General features: G+C 69.8%; 21 protein-coding genes. 14 read left to right on the plus strand and 7 right to left on the minus strand.

Annotated elements, in window-relative coordinates:
• Positions 1–97: 97 nt before the first annotated feature.
• Positions 98–469, plus strand: a complete 372-nt coding sequence (locus tag K8940_RS18155; protein WP_223391465.1) for a hypothetical protein — start codon at positions 98–100, stop codon at positions 467–469.
• Complete coding sequence (locus tag K8940_RS18160; RefSeq protein WP_223391466.1) at positions 466–2,067, plus strand: methyl-accepting chemotaxis protein; 1,602 nt, start codon at positions 466–468, stop codon at positions 2,065–2,067. The genes K8940_RS18155 and K8940_RS18160 overlap by 4 nt, the downstream gene beginning before the upstream one ends.
• On the opposite strand, the gene K8940_RS18165 is transcribed toward K8940_RS18160, so the two are convergent.
• On the minus strand, positions 2,064–3,017 hold the full coding sequence (locus tag K8940_RS18165) for an alpha/beta fold hydrolase (RefSeq protein ID WP_223391467.1): 954 nt from the start codon (positions 3,015–3,017) through the stop codon (positions 2,064–2,066). The genes K8940_RS18160 and K8940_RS18165 overlap by 4 nt on opposite strands.
• A 200-nt stretch (positions 3,018–3,217) precedes the next feature.
• Between K8940_RS18165 and greA the strand changes: the two genes are divergently transcribed.
• From greA to K8940_RS18195, 6 genes are all read left to right on the plus strand, one after another.
• Positions 3,218–3,691: a transcription elongation factor GreA gene (gene greA / locus K8940_RS18170; RefSeq protein ID WP_223391468.1), complete on the plus strand. Its 474-nt coding sequence runs from the start codon at positions 3,218–3,220 to the stop codon at positions 3,689–3,691.
• Between the two features lie 98 nt (positions 3,692–3,789).
• A complete protein-coding gene (locus tag K8940_RS18175; protein ID WP_223391469.1) occupies positions 3,790–4,935 on the plus strand; it encodes a mitochondrial fission ELM1 family protein in 1,146 nt (381 codons plus the stop codon).
• A 441-nt stretch (positions 4,936–5,376) separates the two neighbouring features.
• Positions 5,377–6,357 carry a UDP-2,4-diacetamido-2,4,6-trideoxy-beta-L-altropyranose hydrolase gene (gene pseG / locus K8940_RS18180; protein ID WP_223391470.1) on the plus strand — a complete coding sequence of 327 codons (981 nt, stop codon included), beginning with the start codon at positions 5,377–5,379 and terminating at the stop codon, positions 6,355–6,357.
• Between the two features lie 52 nt (positions 6,358–6,409).
• Positions 6,410–7,270, plus strand: coding sequence for an SDR family NAD(P)-dependent oxidoreductase (locus K8940_RS18185; protein ID WP_223391471.1), 861 nt, complete (start codon positions 6,410–6,412; stop codon positions 7,268–7,270).
• 64 nt (positions 7,271–7,334) lie between these two features.
• Positions 7,335–8,579 carry a DUF418 domain-containing protein gene (locus tag K8940_RS18190; RefSeq protein WP_223391472.1) on the plus strand — a complete coding sequence of 415 codons (1,245 nt, stop codon included), beginning with the start codon at positions 7,335–7,337 and terminating at the stop codon, positions 8,577–8,579.
• Positions 8,580–9,776, plus strand: a complete 1,197-nt coding sequence (locus K8940_RS18195; protein WP_223391473.1) for a DUF418 domain-containing protein — start codon at positions 8,580–8,582, stop codon at positions 9,774–9,776.
• Here the strand turns inward: K8940_RS18195 and pseI are convergent.
• The 4 genes from pseI to K8940_RS18215 all read right to left on the minus strand — a co-directional run bounded on the left by pseI (position 9,773) and on the right by K8940_RS18215 (position 11,744).
• Entirely contained in the window at positions 9,773–10,825 is a 1,053-nt protein-coding gene (gene pseI, locus K8940_RS18200) for a pseudaminic acid synthase (protein WP_223391474.1), read from the minus strand. The two genes, K8940_RS18195 and pseI, sit on opposite strands and share 4 nt — an antisense overlap.
• Before the next feature lie 68 nt (positions 10,826–10,893).
• A complete protein-coding gene (locus K8940_RS18205; RefSeq protein WP_223391475.1) occupies positions 10,894–11,097 on the minus strand; it encodes a hypothetical protein in 204 nt (67 codons plus the stop codon).
• A gap of 90 nt (positions 11,098–11,187) precedes the next feature.
• A complete protein-coding gene (locus K8940_RS18210; RefSeq protein WP_223391476.1) occupies positions 11,188–11,520 on the minus strand; it encodes a DUF5615 family PIN-like protein in 333 nt (110 codons plus the stop codon).
• Positions 11,517–11,744, minus strand: coding sequence for a DUF433 domain-containing protein (locus K8940_RS18215; protein ID WP_223391477.1), 228 nt, complete (start codon positions 11,742–11,744; stop codon positions 11,517–11,519). The genes K8940_RS18210 and K8940_RS18215 overlap by 4 nt, the downstream gene beginning before the upstream one ends.
• Positions 11,745–11,866: 122 nt before the next feature.
• Here K8940_RS18215 and trxB point away from each other — a divergent pair, with 122 nt between their 5' ends.
• Complete coding sequence (gene trxB / locus K8940_RS18220) at positions 11,867–12,874, plus strand: thioredoxin-disulfide reductase (RefSeq protein WP_223391478.1); 1,008 nt, start codon at positions 11,867–11,869, stop codon at positions 12,872–12,874.
• A 172-nt stretch (positions 12,875–13,046) separates the two neighbouring features.
• On the opposite strand, the gene K8940_RS18225 is transcribed toward trxB, so the two are convergent.
• Both K8940_RS18225 and K8940_RS18230 read right to left on the minus strand, forming a co-directional pair.
• Positions 13,047–14,279 carry a cell wall hydrolase gene (locus tag K8940_RS18225; RefSeq protein WP_223391479.1) on the minus strand — a complete coding sequence of 411 codons (1,233 nt, stop codon included), beginning with the start codon at positions 14,277–14,279 and terminating at the stop codon, positions 13,047–13,049.
• 17 nt (positions 14,280–14,296) lie between these two features.
• Complete coding sequence (locus K8940_RS18230) at positions 14,297–14,776, minus strand: Dps family protein (protein ID WP_223391480.1); 480 nt, start codon at positions 14,774–14,776, stop codon at positions 14,297–14,299.
• 60 nt (positions 14,777–14,836) lie between these two features.
• On the opposite strand from K8940_RS18230, the gene K8940_RS18235 reads away from it, so the two are divergent.
• The 5 genes from K8940_RS18235 to K8940_RS18255 all read left to right on the plus strand — a co-directional run bounded on the left by K8940_RS18235 (position 14,837) and on the right by K8940_RS18255 (position 18,699).
• Positions 14,837–17,236 carry a PAS domain-containing sensor histidine kinase gene (locus tag K8940_RS18235; protein ID WP_223391481.1) on the plus strand — a complete coding sequence of 800 codons (2,400 nt, stop codon included), beginning with the start codon at positions 14,837–14,839 and terminating at the stop codon, positions 17,234–17,236.
• A 66-nt stretch (positions 17,237–17,302) separates the two neighbouring features.
• A complete protein-coding gene (locus tag K8940_RS18240) occupies positions 17,303–17,626 on the plus strand; it encodes an ArsR/SmtB family transcription factor (protein WP_223391482.1) in 324 nt (107 codons plus the stop codon).
• Entirely contained in the window at positions 17,623–18,072 is a 450-nt protein-coding gene (locus K8940_RS18245) for an SRPBCC family protein (protein ID WP_223391483.1), read from the plus strand. The genes K8940_RS18240 and K8940_RS18245 overlap by 4 nt, the downstream gene beginning before the upstream one ends.
• A 4-nt stretch (positions 18,073–18,076) precedes the next feature.
• Complete coding sequence (locus K8940_RS18250) at positions 18,077–18,280, plus strand: hypothetical protein (protein WP_223391484.1); 204 nt, start codon at positions 18,077–18,079, stop codon at positions 18,278–18,280.
• An 11-nt stretch (positions 18,281–18,291) separates the two neighbouring features.
• The gene (locus tag K8940_RS18255; protein ID WP_223391485.1) at positions 18,292–18,699 is read left to right on the plus strand and encodes a DUF1801 domain-containing protein; all 408 of its coding nucleotides are present in this window, start codon (positions 18,292–18,294) and stop codon (positions 18,697–18,699) included.
• Positions 18,700–18,714: the final 15 nt, after the last annotated feature.

Here is an 18,714-nt window from a genome sequence, read left to right on the forward strand (position 1 = left end):
GCCGGCTCCTTAGCGTTAAGGCTTCGCAAACGCCGCCAATCGCAACGTCCCTGCGCGCGGTGGGGTTTTTCCCGGCGCGTGAAGGAGACGCCCTGTCTTGAGCACTCGGATCCCAGCGACGCGCCGCCTCGCCGCCGTCGCGGGTCCGGCCGCCCTCGCGACTCTCGGCGTTCTTCTCAGCCTGTTCGCGGCCGCCGCCGTCGACGCCCAGCCCCGGACGCCGGGACGGGTGGCGGCGGTGTTTCCGCCGTGGTGGAGCCCCGCCCAGATCGTCGGCGCGGCCGGATCGGCCGGCGACATCGCCGGGGCCGGCGGCGCGTCGTTCATCGTGATCCTGCGTGGCGACCCGGCCGACCTTTCGCAACGCGCCCGGCAAGCCGGCGCGCTGCTGCTGCTCGATCCCGCCCTGGCCGGCGTCTGCGCGCGCCCGGTCCCGGACCTTTCCTCTCAAGAGCCTGTCTCGCCATGAAGCTCTCGTTCTCGAACCTCGACGCCCAACGCGCGGTCGGCGGCAAGCTGATCATCATCCTGGCCTGGGCCATGATCCCGGTGGTGCTGGCCGCGCGCCTGACCGTGCACGGCGGCGTGGCGGGCCTGTTGGTCGCCTCGGCGCTGACGGCGACGGGCGCGACCCTGGCCTGGCGCTTCGGTGGCGAGACCTCGGCCGGCCGCTCGCTGGTGGGCGTGGCGCTGATGGCCCAGGTCTCGCTGCTGGTCGCCGCCCTGGGCGGTCACGCCTGGCAGAGCGACATGCACATGGCCTATTTCGCGGCCCTGGCCCTGCTGGTCGTCTATTGCGACTGGGTGGTCATCGCCGCCGCCGCCGCCACCGTGGCCGTGCACCACCTGGGCCTGTCCTACCTGCTGCCCAGCGCCGTGTTCCCCGGCTCGGCCAGCCTGGGCCGCGTGATCGTCCACGCCGTGATCCTGATCGTCGAGGCCGGCGCCCTGATCGCCGTCACCGCCAGCGTCAGCTCGATGTTCGCCGTGGCCTCCAACGCCCGCGCCAAGGCCGAGGCGGCCGTCGGCGAGGCCCGCGCCGCCAACGACGCCGCCGAGGACGCCCGCCGCTCGGAGGAAGAGACCCGCGTCGTCAACACCGCCGCCCGCGAACGGGCCGAGGCCCAGCGCGACGCGGCCATCGCCGCCCTCGGCCAGGCCCTGTCGCACCTGGCGCGCGGCGACCTGACCGCCCGCCTGGAGCAGCGCTTCGCCGAGGCTTACGAGCCCCTGCGCGCCGACTACAACACCGCCGCCGACAAGCTGGCCGACGCCCTGTCGGTGATCGAGGGCCGGGTCGACGGCGTGCGCGCCGGCTCCGACCAGATCGCCGACGCCTCGGTCAACCTCTCGCGCCGCACCGAGCGCCAGGCCGCCAGCCTGGAAGAGACCGCCGCGGCCATGGACGAGATCACCGTCACCGTTGGCCAGACCGCCTCGGGCGCCAAGAAGGCCGCCGACGTCGTGGCCCGCGCCCGCGACGACATCCGCCGTTCGGGCGAGGTGGTGCAGCAGGCCGTCACCGCCATGACCGCCATCGAGGGCTCCTCGCAGGAGATCACCCACATCATCTCGGTGATCGACGAGATCGCCTTCCAGACCAACCTGCTGGCCCTGAACGCCGGCGTCGAGGCCGCCCGCGCCGGTGACAGCGGCCGAGGTTTCGCCGTCGTCGCCCAGGAGGTCCGGGCCCTGGCCCAGCGGTCGGCCGAGGCCGCCAAGGAGATCAAGACCCTGATCTCGACCTCGTCCCAGCAGGTCGAGGCCGGCGTCGGCCTGGTCGGCCGCACCGGCGAGGCGCTGGAGCGGATCGTCTCGCAGATCGCCGAGATCGACGGCCTGGTCAGCGAGATCGCCGCCTCGGCCCAGAGCCAGGCCCACGGCCTGACCCAGGTGAACGGCGCGGTGAACCAGATGGACCAGGTGCTGCAGGAGAACGCCGGCATGGTCGAGCAGACCTCGGTGGCCACCCAGACCCTGACCGCCGACGCCGCCCTGCTGGCCGACCTGGTCGGCCAGTTCGAGCTGCCGCGCGGGGCCTCGCAGCCCGTCCGCCGCCGGGCCTAGGCCTCGTTGGCGCGGAGGAAGGCCGACACCGCCGCGCGCCAGGCGTCCGGCTGGTCGAACTGGATCATGTGACCCGCGTCGGGGATCTCCTTCAGGGATCCTCGCGCGAGCCTGCCGACCAGTCTCGTCTCGGCCGCCCGGGTCATGATGTCGAATTCGCCGAACAGCAGCTGGGTCGGCGCCGCGACGCGGCCCAGCAGCGGCTCGTCGTCGAAGCCCTTCAGCACGCCATCGAAGCCGTCGATCCGACCGCCCGTCAGGGCCATGGCCAGGGCGTCGCCGCGATCCTCCGGCGTCGCGGCCATGTAGGGCATGCCGACGTCGCGCACCGAGGTGCGAGCCAGATGCTTGCGCATGAAGGCCTTCAGCGCCAAGGCATAGGCTGGGTCGTCGGGCGATCCGCTGGCCAGGATACGGCCCTGGCCGTCGGGCAAGGCCGCGTACAGGCTGTCGACGCTGACTTTCAGGCCGCGATCCGACAGCGGCGCGCCCTGCAAGATCAGGCTGTTCAGCCCCGCCGGCCGGCCGGCGGCATAGCGGTTGGCGACGATGCCGCCCCAGCTGTGTCCCAGAAGATGCAGGCGCTGGATCCCCAGGGCCTGGCGGATCGCCGTGATTTCGGAGGCGAAGCGGTCGACGGTCCAGTTGGCCGGGTCGCCCGGCGCGTCGGAGCGTCCGCTGTCCAGCTGGTCGTACAACACCACCGCCCGGTCCTTGGCCAACGGCAGGGCCGGGAACAGCTGCCATAGCGCCCCGCCGGGCCCGCCATGCACGCACAGCAGCGGCGGACGCGGCCCATTCAGCTCGCCGTTCACCCTTACGTAGAGCCCGCCGCCCTTGACCGGAACGCGCAGCTCGCGGTCGGCGGCGGGCACGCCAGGCTCGGCGGCGGCGAGTGAGACGGAGGCGGCGGCAAGCCCACCCATCACGGTCCTGCGTGTCGGATCCATGTCGCTCTCCAGCATACCGGCGTGAGCATAGCGGCAAAACCGGCGGCCGCGAGGTCCAGCGGCCGGACACCCTGCGTTCCCGTAAGGCCAAGCTCGCCCCCTTGCGCATCCAGAACGGGGCGCCTATCCTCCCAGCCCCCGGTTGCGAGCGCCCGTGACTGGAAGTCTTTCCTCCCAAGGCGTCCGAGCTAAAATCCGCAATGGAAAAAGTGCCGATGACCGTCGGTGGGTATCAAACCCTCGACGAAGAACTGAAGCGTTTGAAGACCATCGAACGACCGGCCGTGATCGCCGCGATCGCGGAGGCGCGCTCGCACGGCGACCTGTCGGAAAACGCCGAGTACCATGCCGCGAAGGAGCGTCAGGGCTGGATCGAAGGCCAGATCGCCGAGATCGAGGACAAGATCGCGCGCGCCCAGGTGATCGACGTGTCGAAACTGTCCGGCAAGCAGATCAAGTTCGGCGCCACCGTCTCGGTGATCGACGAGGACACCGAGGACGAGGCTCGCTACCAGATCGTCGGCGAGCATGAGGCCGACGTGAAGTCGGGCCGCATCTCGGTCTCGTCGCCGCTGTCGCGCGCGATGATCGGCAAGGAGGTCGGCGAGGTGGTCGAGGTCAACACGCCCGGCGGCGTGAAGGCCTACGAGATCACCAAGGTGGAGTGGCTGTAAGGGCGGTTCGCCGCCCCAGCTGCGCCATATTGCGAGTTCAATGGAACGAGGCCGCTTGAGCTAAAGCGGCCTTGTTTCGTTTGCGGGAACCACGCGTCGTGACCGAAACTCCCAAGCTTCCCCTGAAGGTGTGGGCCGTGTCCGACGGCCGCGCCGGCATCGAGGCCCAGGTCGTGGGCCTGTCGGAAGCCCTGGCGCGCCTGGTCCCCTGCGAGGTCACGGTCAAGCGCGTCGGCTGGAAGGGCAGCATCGGCCGCCTGCCCTGGTGGCTGAACCTCCTGCCCAAGCGCTGGCTGACACCGGAAAGCGGCGTCCCGACCGGCAAGGGCGACGAATGGCCTGACCTCTGGGTCGCGGCCGGCCGCGCCACCCTGCCGCTGTCGATCCGGGCCAAGCGCTGGTCGGGCGGCCGGACCCATGTGATCCAGATCCAGGACCCGCGGGTTCCGGCCCACATGTTCGACCTGGTGATCCCGCCCAAGCACGACCGCCTGACCGGCGACAACGTGCTGCCGATCACCGGCTCGCCGCACCGGATGACGCCGGCGCGACTGGAAACCGAGTACGCGGCCTTCAAGACCCTGATCGATCCCCTGCCCCGCCCGCGCGTGGCTGTGCTGGTCGGCGGCAAGTCCAAGGCCTTCGACCTCTCCAGCGAGCGCGCCGCCCAGATCGCCCACTCGATCCAGATCCCGCTGGAGCAGGAGGGCGGCAGCCTGCTGATGACCTTCTCGCGGCGGACGCCCGAGCCGGCCCGCGCCCTGATGACCGCGCGCCTGCGTCACCTGCCGGGGGTGATCTGGAACGGTGAAGGCCCCAACCCCTACTTCGCCTTCCTGGCGGGCGCGGACTACATCCTCGTCACCGAGGACTCGGCCAACATGGCCACCGAGGCGGCCTCGACCGGCAAGCCCGTCTTCGTGCTGAAGATGGACGGCTCCAGCCTGAAGTTCCGGCTGTTCCACGAGGAGCTGGAAAGCCTGGGCGCGGCCCGCCCCTATGGCGGCGCCTTCCACGGCTGGACCTACGAACCGGTCAACGAGACCGACCGCGCCGCCCGGGCGGTGCTGGAGAAGATCGGGGTCGCGATCCCCGAGCCGGCTGTCGCGGCGCCGGTGGTCGAGGCGATGCCGAAGCCGAAGCGCAAGCCTCGGGCGAAGACGTTGGAAGCGGACGTCGAAGCGCCGACGGAATCCCCCGCGCCGAAGCCCCGGAAACCTCGCGCGGCTAAGCCGAAAGCCTGATTTTTCCAGTTGCGATCGCGAGAATGTTCTCGTTATGTTCGCGACATGGTTGAGCCGCCAATCATACTCCCGCCAGGTAAGGCGGCGCGAAACGAACAGCGCAAGGCGTTGGCGGCGACCTGCAACGCTGCGTCCGTCGCTTTCGTGGGCTCGGCGTTCCTCCAGCCCTTGGTGGCGGGTCATGCCAACGCGTTACTGATGGTTGGCGCCCTGGTGAGCTTCGTTGCCCTGCAAGGCGCGCTGCACTACATTCTCTATCGTGTGGAGGATTGAATGGATCCTTTCTTTCGAATGCAGCTGATCCTCTGGCTGGCCATCTTGGGCGCGTTCGGCGTCCATTGGTTCTTCATGCGCGACTACATCCGCGCCCGGAAGCAGCAACAGCGCAATCGAGACTCCTAGAAGCCGCCCCCCCCGCCGACGACAACAACGATCCACGGGATGACCCGCATCCTCTTCATCTGCGCGGCCGGCCCCACGGTGGGCGGCGGCCATGTCATGCGGTCGCTGACCTTGGCCAGGGCGCTGGAGGCGCGCGGCGCGACCTGCGCGTTCCGGACGACGCCCGACGTCGCCAAGGTGCTGGACGCCTTCGCCGTCGGCATGGCCCGCGCCAAGACCGATGACGACGTCGACGCCCTGGTGTTCGACAGCTACGCCCTCGCCGCCGACGATCATCGCGCGATCGCCAAGGGTCGCCCCAGCCTGGTCATCGACGACCTGGCCGACCGGCCGCTGGCGGCCGACATCGTCCTGGACTCCGGCCCGGCGCGACGGGCCGAGGACTATGCCGGTCTCGTCCCGCCGGACGCCAGACTGCTGCTGGGTCCCGCCTTCGCCCCCGTGCGGCCCGCCTTCGCGGCCCTGCGCGACGAGGCCCTGGCCCGACGCGCGCGGAAAGGCCCCGTGCGGCGCATCCTGGTGTCGCTGGGCCTAACCGACGTCGGGGGGATCACCGAGCGGGTCGCCCGCCTGCTGCGGCCCCTCGCCGGCGAGGCCAAACTGGACCTCGTCCTGGGCGGCGGCGCGCCCAGCCTGCCGGCGCTGTGGGCCCTGGCGGCCGAGGACCCGCGCCTGGAGCTGCACGTCGACACCCAGCACATGCCGCAATTGGCCCTGGAGGCGGACCTGGCCATCGGGGCCGGCGGCTCGACCACCTGGGAGCGCTGCGTGCTGGCCCTGCCGACCCTGACCCTGCTGCTGGCCGACAACCAGGTCGCCGCCGCCCGCGCCCTGGAGGCGGCCGGCGTCTCGCCCTGCCTGGACGTCCACGCGCCGGACTTCGAGACCGCCTTCGTGCGCCAGGTCGAGGCGCTGGTGGCCAGCCCCGATCGCCGCGCGGCCCTGTCGACGGCCAGCGCCACCGTCTGCGACGGCCTGGGCGCGGACCGCGCGGCCGAAGCTTTTCTGGCGACCCTCTAGCGAACAGCGTTCGCCTGCCCCACTCTCCTTCCAGGCCTAGGGAGGGCGAGACATGGCGCAGAAGAAATCCGTGGTGGTCACCGGCGTCTCCACCGGCATCGGCTGGGGCGCAGTCAAGGTGCTGACGGGCAAGGGTTTCCACGTGTTCGGCAGCGTGCGCAAACCGGCCGACGCCGAGCGCCTGAAGGGCGAGTTCGGCGAGGCGTTCACGCCCCTGCTGTTCGACGTCACCGACGAGGCGGCGGTCAAGGCGGGCGCGGCCCAGGTCGAGGCGGCGCTGGACGGCGCGACCCTGGCCGGCCTTGTCAACAACGCCGGAATCGCCGTGGCCGGTCCACTGCTCTACCTGCCGATTGACGAGTGGCGCCAGCAGCTGGAGGTCAACCTGACCGGCGTGGTCATCGCCACCCAGGCCTTCGCACCCCTGCTCGGCGCGGGTGGCGCGCGCGTCGCCGCTCCGGGCCGGATCGTCAACATCTCCTCGGTCGGCGGCCGCAACGCCAACCCGTTCATGGCCCCCTACTGCACCAGCAAGTTCGGGCTGGAGGGGCTGTCGGAGTCGCTGCGCCGCGAGATGCTGCCGTTCGGCGTCGACGTGGTGGTGGTCGCCCCCGGCGCGGTGGCGACGCCGATCTGGGACAAGGCCGACCAGGTCGACACCAGCCGCTACGCCAACACCCCCTACGCCACGGCGCTGGACCGGCTCCGCGCCTACATGCTGCAAATCGGCAAGGCCGGCCTGCCGCCCGAGGCGATCGGCGAGGCCATCGCCACGGCGCTGACCGCGCCCCGGCCCAAGGTCCGCTACGTCGTCTCGCCCTCGCCCATTCAGGTGCTGATGACCGAGATCCTGCCCAAGCGCACCCTGGACCGCATCACCGGCCAGCGACTGGGTCTGCTGCCGGGATCATAGATTTAAGATTGTAATTCCCGCTCCGCGCGCTCAGCATCGCCACCCTGCGCGGAGGGAGGAATCAATGCCGAGGGATCAGGCCGGCGATCGGCGGAGGGATGGCGCGAAGGACCGCATCGTCCTGCTGGACTCGCTGCGCGGCCTGGCGATCCTGGGCATCCTGATCTGCAACATCCCGCTGGCCTTCGAGCCCGAGAGCGTGGCCGAGAGCGCGCCCTTCTGGCCGCATGGCCAGGCGCCGGCCAGCCTGGCGGTCTGGTGGATCACCCAGGTGTTCTTCCAGCAGAAGTTCTACACCCTGTTCGGCATGCTGTTCGGGGCCTCGGTGCTGCTGGTCGGCGGCGAGGGCGGCGATCGCGACCGGACCGTGATGGTCGTCAGGCGCCTGCTGGCCCTGCTGGTCATCGGCTTCCTGCACGGCCTCTTCCTGTGGCAGGGCGACGTGCTGTCGTACTACGCGCTGATCGGCTTGGTGGCGCTGCTCGCGCGCGGCTGGTCGCCCCGCTGGCTGCTGACGGCGGGGATCGTGCTGCACCTGGTCGTCAACGCCCGCAAGCTGTGGCGCCCGCTGAGCCGCGCGGCGATGCTCGACAAGCCCTTGCCGCCGGAGATGCTGGCGCGGATGGCCAAGGACACCCAGGCCCAGACCGCCGCCTTTGGCGGCGACTTCGCCAGTTCCCTGACCGCGAACGCCCATGGCTATTGGGACTTCTTCGCCGGATCCTGGAAGTGGATGCCGGTGTGGCCGATGGCGGTCCTGGCCCTGATGCTGATGGGCATGGGCCTGTTCAAGAGCGGCCTCCTGAAGGGCCAGGCCTCGCCGGCGATCCACAAGGCGCTCGTGACCGTCGGCGTTTCGGCCATGGTCCTGGTGGCGGCCGCGGAGAGCTTCTACCTGGCGGTTCCCTCGCATCCGAGATCGCTGAACGGCCTGGCCTACTGGATGCAGAGCGTCACCGCCCCGGCCGTCAGCCTGGGCTATCTGGGCCTGCTGGCCCTGGCGGCGAACACGAAGGGATGGCGCGCCATCCCGGCGATCCTCGCCCCGGTCGGCCAGATGGCCTTCACCAACTATCTGATGCAGTCGGTGATCATGACCGTGCTTTCCTACGGCGGTCGCGGGCCCGTGCTCTACGGCAAGCTGGACCGGCCGGCCCTGGCGGCGATCGTCGTGGCGATCTGGATCGCGCAGATTCTGTGGTCGCGCTGGTGGCTGGCGCGGTTCACCATGGGGCCGCTGGAGTGGGTCTGGCGCCTGGCCTATCGCGGCCCCGCGCCGCTGCGGCGGACGGTCCGGGGAGACGCCTAGATGGAGAAGGACCGCATCGTCCTGCTGGACTCGCTGCGCGGCCTGGCGGTGCTGGGCATCCTGATCTGCAACATCCCGCTGGCGGCCGAGCCGCACGCGGTGGCCACCAGCCTGACCGGCTGGCCGCACGGCATGGCGCCGGCCTCGGTCGGGGTGTGGTGGATCACCCAGGTGTTCTTCCAGCAGAAGTTCTACACCCTGTTCTCGATGCTGTTCGGCGTCTCGATCCTGCTGGTCGGGGGTCCAAATGGAGAGGGGAGCGACGGCGGCCGAACGGCGATCCTGGTCCGGCGGCTGCTCAGCCTGCTGGTGCTGGGGGTGCTGCATGGGGCGCTGCTGTGGAATGGCGATGTCCTGACCTACTACGCACTGCTGGGCCTGGTCGTGATGCTGGCGCGGTCGTGGTCGCCCTGGCGGCTGCTGGCCGCCGGCGTGGCCCTGGACCTGACGCTGTCGGCGGCGACCGGGATCAAGCTGCTGGCCGACACGGCCCATCCCGCGCTCCCACAGCCGGCCGACCTGGCCGGCCAGGCGATCGCCAGCGCCCGCTACGCCGGAACCTTCGCCCAGTCCCTGGCCCAGAACTTCGCGGACTACCGGACGGTGATGAGCCATGTCTGGCAGCAGTTCCCCTCGAACTGGCCATTGACCGTCCTGGCCCTGATGCTGATGGGCATGGGCCTGTTCAAGCTGGGGGTGCTGAGCGGGCGGGCCGGGACCGCGACCTATCGCGCCCTGGCGGCCGCTGGCCTCTTCGCCCTGCTGATCGGCGCCCTGCCCTGGGCGCTGTACGTCGCCGCGCCCGACCATCCGGCGGTCCTGCGCGAGCTCGCCCGCTGGACCCAGCGCGCCACCGCCCCGGTCGTCGGCCTGGGCTATGCCGGCCTGCTGGTCCTGGCGGCGGGCGCGCGGACCTGGAAGGCGATCCCCGCCATGCTCGCCCCGGTCGGCCAGATGGCCTTCACCAACTACATCGCCCAGTCGGCGGTGATGACCATCGCCTTCTACGGCGGCCGGGGCCCGGCGCTGTACGGCCAGCTGGACCGCCCCGCCCTGGCGGCGATCGTCGTCGCGACCTGGATCGCCCAGACCCTGTGGTCGCGCTGGTGGATGGCCCGCTTCACCATGGGCCCGCTGGAATGGGTCTGGCGCCTGGCCTATCGCGGCCGGACGCCGCTGCGGCGGGCAGGCGCCTAGCCCACCATCGACCAGTCCAGCGGCTCGCCCCGCGCAAGGTCGCGCGTGGCGGCCTTGCCCAGGACCTTGTCCAGGTCGCCGGGCGGCAGGCCGTTGCCGGGGCGGACCGAGCGGATGTTGGCGCGAGACAGCGTCTCGCCAGCCCTGACGTCGGCTGTGACGTACAGCGAGCGGCGGAACTGCAGGTTGGCGCGCTCGGCGCCCAGCACATCGTAGTGGGCCGCGCCGAGGGCCGCCCAGGCGTTCTTCGTATCGCTCACCAGCGCCTTGAACTCGGCGGGCTCCAGGCTGAAGGCCGCGTCCGGACCGCCGTCGGCGCGGGCCAGGGTGAAGTGCTTCTCGATGCAGCAGGCGCCGACCGAGACCGCCGCCACCGAGGCGGCCGTCCCCGGCGTGTGGTCCGACAGCCCGACCGGGCAGCCGAAGCGGGCGGCCATGTCCGGCACCGTCCGCACATTGGCGTCGGCGAAGGTCGAGGGATAGCTGGACACGCAGTGCAGCAGCAGCACGCCCGCCGCGCCGGCGGCCAGGGCTGTGTCGCGCGCCGTTTGCATCTCCTCGAGATTGGCCATGCCGGTCGAGATGATCAGCGGCTTGCCCTTGCTGGCCGCGTACCTGATCAGCGGCAGGTCGACGGCCTCGAACGAGGCGATCTTGAAGGCCGGCGCGCCCAGGCTGTCCAGCAGGTCGACGGCGGTCTCGTCGAAGGGGCTGGAGAAGATCGTCACGCCGCGCTGGCGGGCGCGCTCGAAGATGGCCGCGTGCCATTCGAACGGGGTCTGGGCTTCCTGGTAGAGCGCGTAGAGGGTGCGGCCGTCCCACAGGCCGCCATGGATCGTGAACTCGGGGCGGTCGACGTCCAGGGTGATAGTGTCGGCGGTGTAGGTCTGGATCTTGATCGCGTCACAGCCGGTGTCGGCGGCCGCGTCGACCATCTCCAGGCAGCGCTCTAGGCTGCCGTTGTGATTGCCCGACAGCTCGCAGATCACATAGGGCGCGTGGTCGACCCCGATCTTGCGACCGGCGATCTCGATGAAGGGGTGGGACATGACGGACCGCCCGGAAACGTGGTTGCCGCCAGTTTAACCCATCAAAGGTGGACGAGGCGTCAATCGTCCTAGTCGATGAGGCTTCGCTCCATCACCGGCGGCTGGACGGGCCGCGCGTCATAGTCGCGCTTGCCGATCGCCGCCGCGATGGCGGCGAGCGCGGCGAACACCGCGATCATCGCGACCCCGACGGTCAGGTTTCCAAACCAGAAGTTGGCAAGGCCCGCGAACAGGACAACCAGTCCCACACCCAGCAGAATTCCGAGCTTCATCAGGGTTCCTCCGTATGGCTTGTGTGTCGCCACTGGATGGGAAGTGCACACCATATTTAGCAGGCTGTCCACGGATCGCCCGCCAGGCGCCTAGCGTCCGACCTCGATAACCGTCGCATCGCTGTCCAAAGCGTCCTCAAGCCTGGGCCAAGCCGCCTCGAACCGGGCGATCAAGACGTCGCGCCGTATGTTGCCAAATCGGACCCAAAGGATCCGCGCCTTGGGCGCTCGAGCCAGCGCCCAATCCACGAAGTCACGGTCCTTGGTGACGATCATGGAGCCTTCAGCGATCGCCAGCGTCCAGATGGCGTCGTCGGGCATGTCGCCCCGCCCCACATCGACAACGTGATGCGCCTCATGCCCCTTCGATCGCAGCCAGGCCGCCAAGGCTGGCGGCAGTTGAGCGTCGACGAGGAACCTCAAGCGGCGACGACGGCGGTGTCGCTCACCGCAGCAGCGGCATAGGCAAGCGCGGCTCGGACGTCATCGGCCTCAAGGTAAGGATAGTCTTCAAGGATTTCCGCCGTGGTCATGCCATTGGCCAGCATTTCCAGGACATCCTGCACACGAATCCGCAGGCCGCGAATACAGGGCCGCCCTCCGAGCTTGCCGGGTTCGATGGTGATGCGTTCCAGCAACGGGTTCATGGCGGTAGCATAGCGCCAATGGCCAATGACCGCCACAGGGCGACAGAACCTCGACGCAGCATGAGTTTTTCGCTGCTCCCGGCCCATCGCCTCGGCGCGGAATCGCCACTATATGTGCGGCCATGTCCACGACCGCTCCTCGCCAAACCCGCTGCCTGATCATCGGATCGGGTCCCGCCGGCTATACCGCCGCCATCTACGCCGCCCGAGCGCTGCTGAAGCCCGTGCTGATCGCCGGCATCCAGCCGGGCGGCCAGCTGACCATCACGACCGACGTCGAGAACTATCCGGGCTTCGCCGACGTGATCCAGGGTCCGTGGCTGATGGACCAGATGCGCGCCCAGGCCGAGCATGTCGGCACCGAACTGGTCAACGACATCGTGCTGTCGGTGGACCTGTCCAAGCGCCCGTTCACGGTCAAGACCGACAGCGGCCAGGACTGGATCGCCGAGACGATCATCATCGCCACCGGCGCCCAGGCCAAGTGGCTGGGCCTGGAGAGCGAGAGCAGGTTCCAGGGCTTCGGCGTCAGCGCCTGCGCCACCTGCGACGGCTTCTTCTATCGCAATAAAGAGGTGATCGTGGTCGGCGGCGGCAACACCGCCGTGGAAGAAGCCCTGTTCCTGACCAGCTTCGCCAGCAAGGTCACCCTGGTCCACCGCAAGGACGAGCTGCGCGCCGAGAAGATCCTGCAGGAGCGCCTGATGGCCCATCCGAAGATCGAGGTGGTCTGGGACAGCGTCATCGACGAGGTCACCGGCCAGACCGACCCGATGGGCGTCACCGGCGCGCGCCTGAAGAACATCAAGACCGGCGAGACCACCGACATCACCGCCGACGGCGTGTTCATCGCCATCGGCCACGCCCCGTCGTCGGAGCTGTTCGCCGGCCAGCTGGAAACCGGCCCGGGCGGCTATCTGAAGGTCAAGCCGGGCACGGCCTCGACCGCGATCGAGGGCGTCTACGCGGCCGGCGACGTCACCGACGACGTCTACCGCCAGGCCGTGACGGCGGCCGGCATGGGCTGCATGGCCGCCCTGGAGGCCGTCCGCTTCCTGGCCGAGGAAGACCACAAGGCCGCGCACCACCCGATCAGCCACGCCGAGGCGAACAAGATCGGGGTTTGGTGATCCACGCCCCGATGTAATCCTTCTCCTCCCCCTCTGGGGGAGGGGGACCGCCGAACGGCGGTGGAGGGGGCTTTGGGGCGCTGCGAACTCCGCACGCTTACGCGCCCCCCTCCGTCTCGATGCGTATTCGCATCGATCCACCTCCCCCTAATGGGGAGGAGAAAACCGTGCCTCAGTTCAACGGATTCAGCAGGCTCGGCGGCCGGGGCTTCGGCTTGGGCGGCGGGGGTGGCGGCGGCGGTGGCGCGGCCGGGGCTTCGACGGCCGGCGGCGCGGGTTCGCTCACCGCTTCCAGCGCCTTGTTGATCCGGGCGATCTCGTCCGCCGTCGGGATGCGGCGACCGGCCACCGTGCCCTGCACGGTCACCCGCTCGCCCGTCGGCGAATTGGCGTCGGGCACAGAGACCAGCTTGGCGTCGGGCAGGACGAGGTTCGAGACCCCCAGCATCTGGGCGGCCGCGCCGACGGCCGGGGCCGGGGCGTTCTGGGCCGCCAGCACCTCGGGCGGAGCCGCTTCCAGCGTGCGCGGGTCGGCCGCCATCAGGATCTCGGCCGAGACGGTCTCGTTGCCGGAGTAGCGGCCGGTGAAGGCCCGCAGCATCCCCGACGGGCCCGTCCAGCGGTAGAAGATGTGCTGGCCGAACTGCTTCAGCTTGACCAGGGTCGGGGCCCAGTACGGCGAGACATAGTCGGCGTGATAGTGCGTGGCCGTGCCCACCGGCTTGAACACGAAGCCGTTCAGCGCCCGCCGCGCCACGCTCTGCGCATTGGCCCACAGGGTGGGCACCGGGATGCGAGCCAGCGAGCCGTCGCAGGCGAAGCTGAACTGGCAGCCGGTCGCGCGCGCCGCGCCCTCGTAGATCACCCCGCAGATCGACTTCGGATAGCCGGGATGGCGCATGCGGTTGATCACCGTCTGGGCCACGGCCATCTGGCCCTCGCCCGGCTCGAAGCCGGCCTCGTAATAGACCGCCTGGGCCAGGCAGTTCAGCGCCTTGGCGCGAGCGTCGGACGAGCCGGTCAGCACGAATGGCTTGGCGGCCTCCAGATCGTCGGAAACCATCGGACGCAGCGAATTGATCAGCCGCGCCTCGTCGAAGTCGGGATCGCGGTCGCCGATCCGGGGGATGTCCTTGAGATTGATGACCTCCCAGCCCCGGACGCGTCCCCAGTAGTCCTTGCGCGGACGCGGGTCGTGACGGCGCGCCAGGGCCAGCATGGCGGGGTCCATGTCGGCGACATAGCGTCGCAGGCCCCGCTCGCTGAAGCTGGAGGTGATGCGCATCAGGCCGCCTTCGCGCCCCGCGCCGGCCGGCACGTAGTGGGTCGTGCACGCGGCGAGGCCGCCGACGACCAGCAAGGTCGCGGCACCTCTCCAGGCCTGGTTCTCGATCAGGGTCCCCACCCCGCCCCCCGGCGCGGCTATTTGCTACCGAGGGTGGAGCGCAGCATCCAGGCGTGTTTCTCGTGGGCCTGGAGGCGCTGGGTCAGAAGGTCGGCGGTGGCCTCGTCGCCGGCGTCGTCGGCGACCGGGAACGCATCGCGCAAGGTGCGGATAAGCGTTTCATTGTCGGCTTTCAGCTCGCCCAGCATGGCTTCCCACTCATTTTCGGGATTGCCGTCCTTGATGCTGGAGAGGTTGCCGAACGCGCCGTAGCCCTGCGGCGCCAACTCGCCCAGAGCGCGAATACGTTCGGCGATGTCGTCCAGCGCCGCCCACTCTTCCTGGTACTGACCCTCGAGCAGAACGTGCAGCGACTGGAAGTTCGGGCCGCGAACATTCCAGTGATAACCGTGCGTCTTGAGATAGAGCGCGTAGCTGTCGGCGAGAACCTTGCTGAGCGAGGCGGCGATATCCGCGCGCTGCTTGGCGGTCAGTCCGGTGTTGAGGGCGTCGGCCATCAATGATCTCCCGTGTTGCGTGCTCTAGGTAAGCGTGTCCATGCTCATGACAAGACATCTTTGCGGGGAGCAGAGGTGGAGAATAAAGACGCCCCGAACTTGGCCTCCGACGAGCACGGTCGAATCCATAGCCTGCTTAGCGCATGGCTGATCCCTCCGGTTCCGCCGCCGGCCTGGCGATGCGCGTTCGCCGCCCTGATCGGGGTGGCGATGGCGGTCATGATGCGTGTCGCCCTCCTGGGCCTGCACGGCGGCGTGGGGGCCACCCAGCCGTTCTTCCCGGCGATCATGCTGGTCACCCTCTACGCGGGCTGGCGCTGGGGCCTCGTGCCCGTGGCGGCCGGGGCGGCGTTCGGCTGGTGGCTGTGGGGCGGACGCGACCACGACCCCCTCACCGAGGACGAGCTGGCCACCATGGTCATCTTCCTGCTGTGCGCGATCATGGTGGTCGCGGCGGCGGAGGGCCTGCGCGGGGCGATGCGCAGCCTGGCCCGGGCCCGCGAGGAGCGCGCCGAAGCCGAGGCCCGCCTGCGGGTGACCCAAACCGCGGCGGGCGTCGGTCCCTGGGACTACGATATGCTGACCGGCGAGGTCTACATGTCGATCCCGGCGCGCCGGGGCATGGGCGTGCCGGACGATGCGGTGATCCGCCTGGACGACATCCCCCGCTATATCCATCCCGACGACCGCGCCATGATCCGGGAGCACGTCCGGCGAGCCTTGAAGGATTTCGAGGACTATGAAGTCGAGTACCGCCTAGCCGACACCAGCCAGGGCGAGCGTTGGATCCACGGCCGTGGCGAAGTGGTCCGCGACGAGGACGGCAAGCCGATCCGCATGATCGGGCTGAACTTCGACGTCACCAACCGCCGCCGCTCCGAGGAGCAGGTGCGCGAGAGCGAGGCGCGGTTCCGGAACCTGGCCGACAGCGCCCCGGCCCTGATGTGGGTCTCGCGGCCCGGCGGCATCCGCGAGTTCGTCAACCGCGCCTATGTCGAGTTCGCGGGGCTGGACTACGACGGGGCCCTGACCCTGGACTGGCGCACGCGGCTGTTCCCCGAGGACCTGCCGGGCATCCTGAAGGCCCAGATCGCGGGCGAGGCCTCGCGCCGGCCGTTCAACCTGGAGGGCCGCTATCGCCGGGCCGACGGCGAGTGGCGCTGGCTGAAGTCGTTCTCGCAGCCGCGCTACGGCCCCGACGGCGCCTTCCAGGGCTTCATCGGCATCGCCTTCGACACCACCGACACCAAGCAGGCCGAGGCCAAGCTGACCGGCGTCAACGAGCTGCTGGCCGACCGGGTCGAGGCCGCCGTGGCCGAGCGCGACGCGGCCCAGGCGGCCCTGCTGCAATCGCAGAAGCTGGAGGCGATCGGCCAGCTGACCGGCGGGGTGGCCCACGACTTCAACAACCTGCTGACGGTGATCATCGGGGCCCTGGACGTGGTCGAGCGCCATCCCGACGACGCGGCCCGGCGCGAGAAGATGGTCGGGGCGGCCCTGGCGGCGGCCAAGCGCGGCGAGAAGCTGACCCAGCACCTGCTGGCCTTCGCCCGCCGCCAGCCGCTGAAGCCCGAGGTCTGTCGCGTCGACCGCCTGATCGCCGAATCCGAGGGCTTGCTGCGGCGGGCCCTGGGCGACGCCTACACCTTCCACCTGCGGCTGGGGGCCGGGGTGCGCTCGGCCCGCATCGACGCCGGCCAGTTCGAGGCGGCCCTGCTGAACCTGGTCGTCAACGCCCGCGACGCCACCCCGCCCGGCGGCGAGGTGACCATCGAGTCCCGCCCGATCACCATCGCCAAGAAGCAGGGCGAGCTGGAGCCCGGCAAGTATCTGCGCGTGGCCGTGCGCGACACCGGATCGGGCATGGACCCGGCGACGATCGCCCGCGCGGTCGAGCCGTTCTTCACCACCAAGGCGCCCGGCGAGGGCACGGGCCTGGGCCTGAGCCAGGTCTACGGCTTCGCGCGGCAGTCGGGCGGCTGGGTCGATATCGAGAGCAAGCTGGGCCAGGGCGCGACCGTGGCCCTGCTGCTGCCGGTCGTCGACGGCGACACCGCCATCCTGGCCGCGCCCAAGGTCGACCATGTCCAGGCCCAGGTCCCCTCGCGGGTGCTGCTAGTCGAGGACGATCCCCAGGTGGCCGAGCTGATCGACGCCATGCTGCACGACCTGGGTCACAGCGTCGTCCGGGCCGGCGGCGTCGACGAGGCCCTTTCGCGCCTGGAGCAGGACGTCGGCATCCAGCTGGTGCTCAGCGACGTGATCATGCCCGGCGGCAAGAGCGGCGTCGATCTGGCCGAACAGCTGGCCGAGACCCGGCCGGGCCTGCCGGTGGTGCTGTGCTCGGGCTACACCGGCGGCGACCAGGGCCGCGCGCGGGCGGGCGACTGGCCGTTCATCAGCAAGCCGTTCTCGCTGGAGACCCTGGCGCAGGCCCTGGCCCGCGCGCGACCGCACTAGACGGCTTGACTCATCCATAACCATACAGTTATGAAATAACTCATAGCCCAACGGTTATGAGTTTACATGCAAACCCCGCCCGACACTCTCTTCCGAACGCTCGCCGATCCGACCCGGCGCGCCCTGTTCGAGCGGCTGTGCCGCGACGGGGAGCAGACGGTCGGGGCCCTGACGGCCCAGGCCGGGGTCAGCCAGCCGGCGGTGTCCAAGCACCTGATCGTGCTGCGCGACGCCGGGCTGGTGCGCGACCGCCACGAGGGGCGCCAGACCCACTATTCCGCCCAGCCGGGCGCCCTGGCCCCACTGATCGACTGGACGCGCCAAATGGCTGGCTTCTGGGAAGCCCGCTTCGACGCGCTCGAGGACCTTTTGAAGAGGATGGACCAATGATCCAGAACATCCCTGGAGAGACCAAGACCGTCGTCGTCGAACGCGACATCGCCCACCCGCCCGAGAAGCTGTGGCGAGCCCTGACCCAGCCGCATCTTATGGAGGCCTGGCTGATGCAGAACGACTTCAAGCCGGAGATCGGCCACCGCTTCAACCTGCGCGGCGAATGGGGCGGGGTGCTGGACTGCGAGGTGCTGACCCTCGAGCCGAACACGTCGCTGTCCTACAGCTGGAACTTCAAGCACGAGGATCCGGCCTACGACCTGACCAGCGTCGTGACCTTCACCCTGACCCCAACGGCGACCGGCACGCGGCTGCGCATGGAACAGGCCGGCTTCCGTCCCGACCAGAAGCAGGCCTTCGGCGGCGCCCATGCCGGCTGGAAGGCGTTCCTCGACAAGCTGGACACCCTGCTGGCCCAGCAAGACGCGACCAAGGAGGCCTGATCCGATGAGCAAGCTGATGCGCCAGGTCCACCGCTGGCTGTCGATCGCCTTCACTGCCGGGGTGCTGGGCTACATCGCGGTGATGACCCAGGGCCAGCCGCCCTATTGGGTCGGCCTCTTCGCCCTGATCCCGCTGATCCTGCTGCTGGCCACGGGGCTGTATCTGTTCGTGCTGCCATACGCCTTGAAGGCGCGGCGGCAAGCCTAGGGGACCTCGCCATGACCGACCCGACCCGGCTGTCCGGCGGCAATCCGCGGATCGCCAAGGGCGACGGGAACGCGCCCGTCCAGGCCTATATCGCCGCCATGCCGGACTGGACGCGCGCGGTCGGCGCCCGCGTGGACGCCCTGGTCGACGCCGCCGTCCCCGGCGTGCGCAAGGCGGTGAAGTGGAACTCGCCCTTCTACGGCGTCGAGGACAAGACCTGGTTCCTGAGCTTCCACGTCTTCGCCAAGTACGTGAAGCTGGCCTTCTTCAAGGGCGGTCAACTGGACCCGCTCCCGCCCGTCGCGTCCAAGCAGAAGGACGTGCGCTATGTCCATATCCACGAGGGCGACGTCCTGGACGAAGCCCGACTGTCCGACTGGATCGCCCAGGCCGCCCGCCTGCCCGGCGCCCGGATGTGACCGAAGGAAACGACC

Source organism: Caulobacter segnis, assembly GCF_019931575.1.
Lineage (GTDB): Bacteria > Pseudomonadota > Alphaproteobacteria > Caulobacterales > Caulobacteraceae > Caulobacter > Caulobacter segnis_C.

What these genes read in the sequence shown, in the direction of transcription:
- K8940_RS18245 (WP_223391483.1), top strand. Translation starts at nt 17,623, where the DNA reads ATGATCCAGAACATCCCTGGAGAGACCAAGACCGTCGTCGTCGAACGC.
- K8940_RS18185 (WP_223391471.1), top strand. Translation starts at nt 6,410, where the DNA reads ATGGCGCAGAAGAAATCCGTGGTGGTCACCGGCGTCTCCACCGGCATC.
- pseI (WP_223391474.1), bottom strand. Translation starts at nt 10,825, where the DNA reads ATGTCCCACCCCTTCATCGAGATCGCCGGTCGCAAGATCGGGGTCGAC.
- K8940_RS18165 (WP_223391467.1), bottom strand. Translation starts at nt 3,017, where the DNA reads ATGGATCCGACACGCAGGACCGTGATGGGTGGGCTTGCCGCCGCCTCC.
- pseG (WP_223391470.1), top strand. Translation starts at nt 5,377, where the DNA reads ATGACCCGCATCCTCTTCATCTGCGCGGCCGGCCCCACGGTGGGCGGC.
- K8940_RS18250 (WP_223391484.1), top strand. Translation starts at nt 18,077, where the DNA reads ATGAGCAAGCTGATGCGCCAGGTCCACCGCTGGCTGTCGATCGCCTTC.
- K8940_RS18240 (WP_223391482.1), top strand. Translation starts at nt 17,303, where the DNA reads ATGCAAACCCCGCCCGACACTCTCTTCCGAACGCTCGCCGATCCGACC.
- K8940_RS18190 (WP_223391472.1), top strand. Translation starts at nt 7,335, where the DNA reads ATGCCGAGGGATCAGGCCGGCGATCGGCGGAGGGATGGCGCGAAGGAC.
- K8940_RS18215 (WP_223391477.1), bottom strand. Translation starts at nt 11,744, where the DNA reads ATGAACCCGTTGCTGGAACGCATCACCATCGAACCCGGCAAGCTCGGA.
- K8940_RS18205 (WP_223391475.1), bottom strand. Translation starts at nt 11,097, where the DNA reads ATGAAGCTCGGAATTCTGCTGGGTGTGGGACTGGTTGTCCTGTTCGCG.
- K8940_RS18195 (WP_223391473.1), top strand. Translation starts at nt 8,580, where the DNA reads ATGGAGAAGGACCGCATCGTCCTGCTGGACTCGCTGCGCGGCCTGGCG.
- K8940_RS18160 (WP_223391466.1), top strand. Translation starts at nt 466, where the DNA reads ATGAAGCTCTCGTTCTCGAACCTCGACGCCCAACGCGCGGTCGGCGGC.
- trxB (WP_223391478.1), top strand. Translation starts at nt 11,867, where the DNA reads ATGTCCACGACCGCTCCTCGCCAAACCCGCTGCCTGATCATCGGATCG.
- K8940_RS18230 (WP_223391480.1), bottom strand. Translation starts at nt 14,776, where the DNA reads ATGGCCGACGCCCTCAACACCGGACTGACCGCCAAGCAGCGCGCGGAT.
- greA (WP_223391468.1), top strand. Translation starts at nt 3,218, where the DNA reads ATGGAAAAAGTGCCGATGACCGTCGGTGGGTATCAAACCCTCGACGAA.
- K8940_RS18255 (WP_223391485.1), top strand. Translation starts at nt 18,292, where the DNA reads ATGACCGACCCGACCCGGCTGTCCGGCGGCAATCCGCGGATCGCCAAG.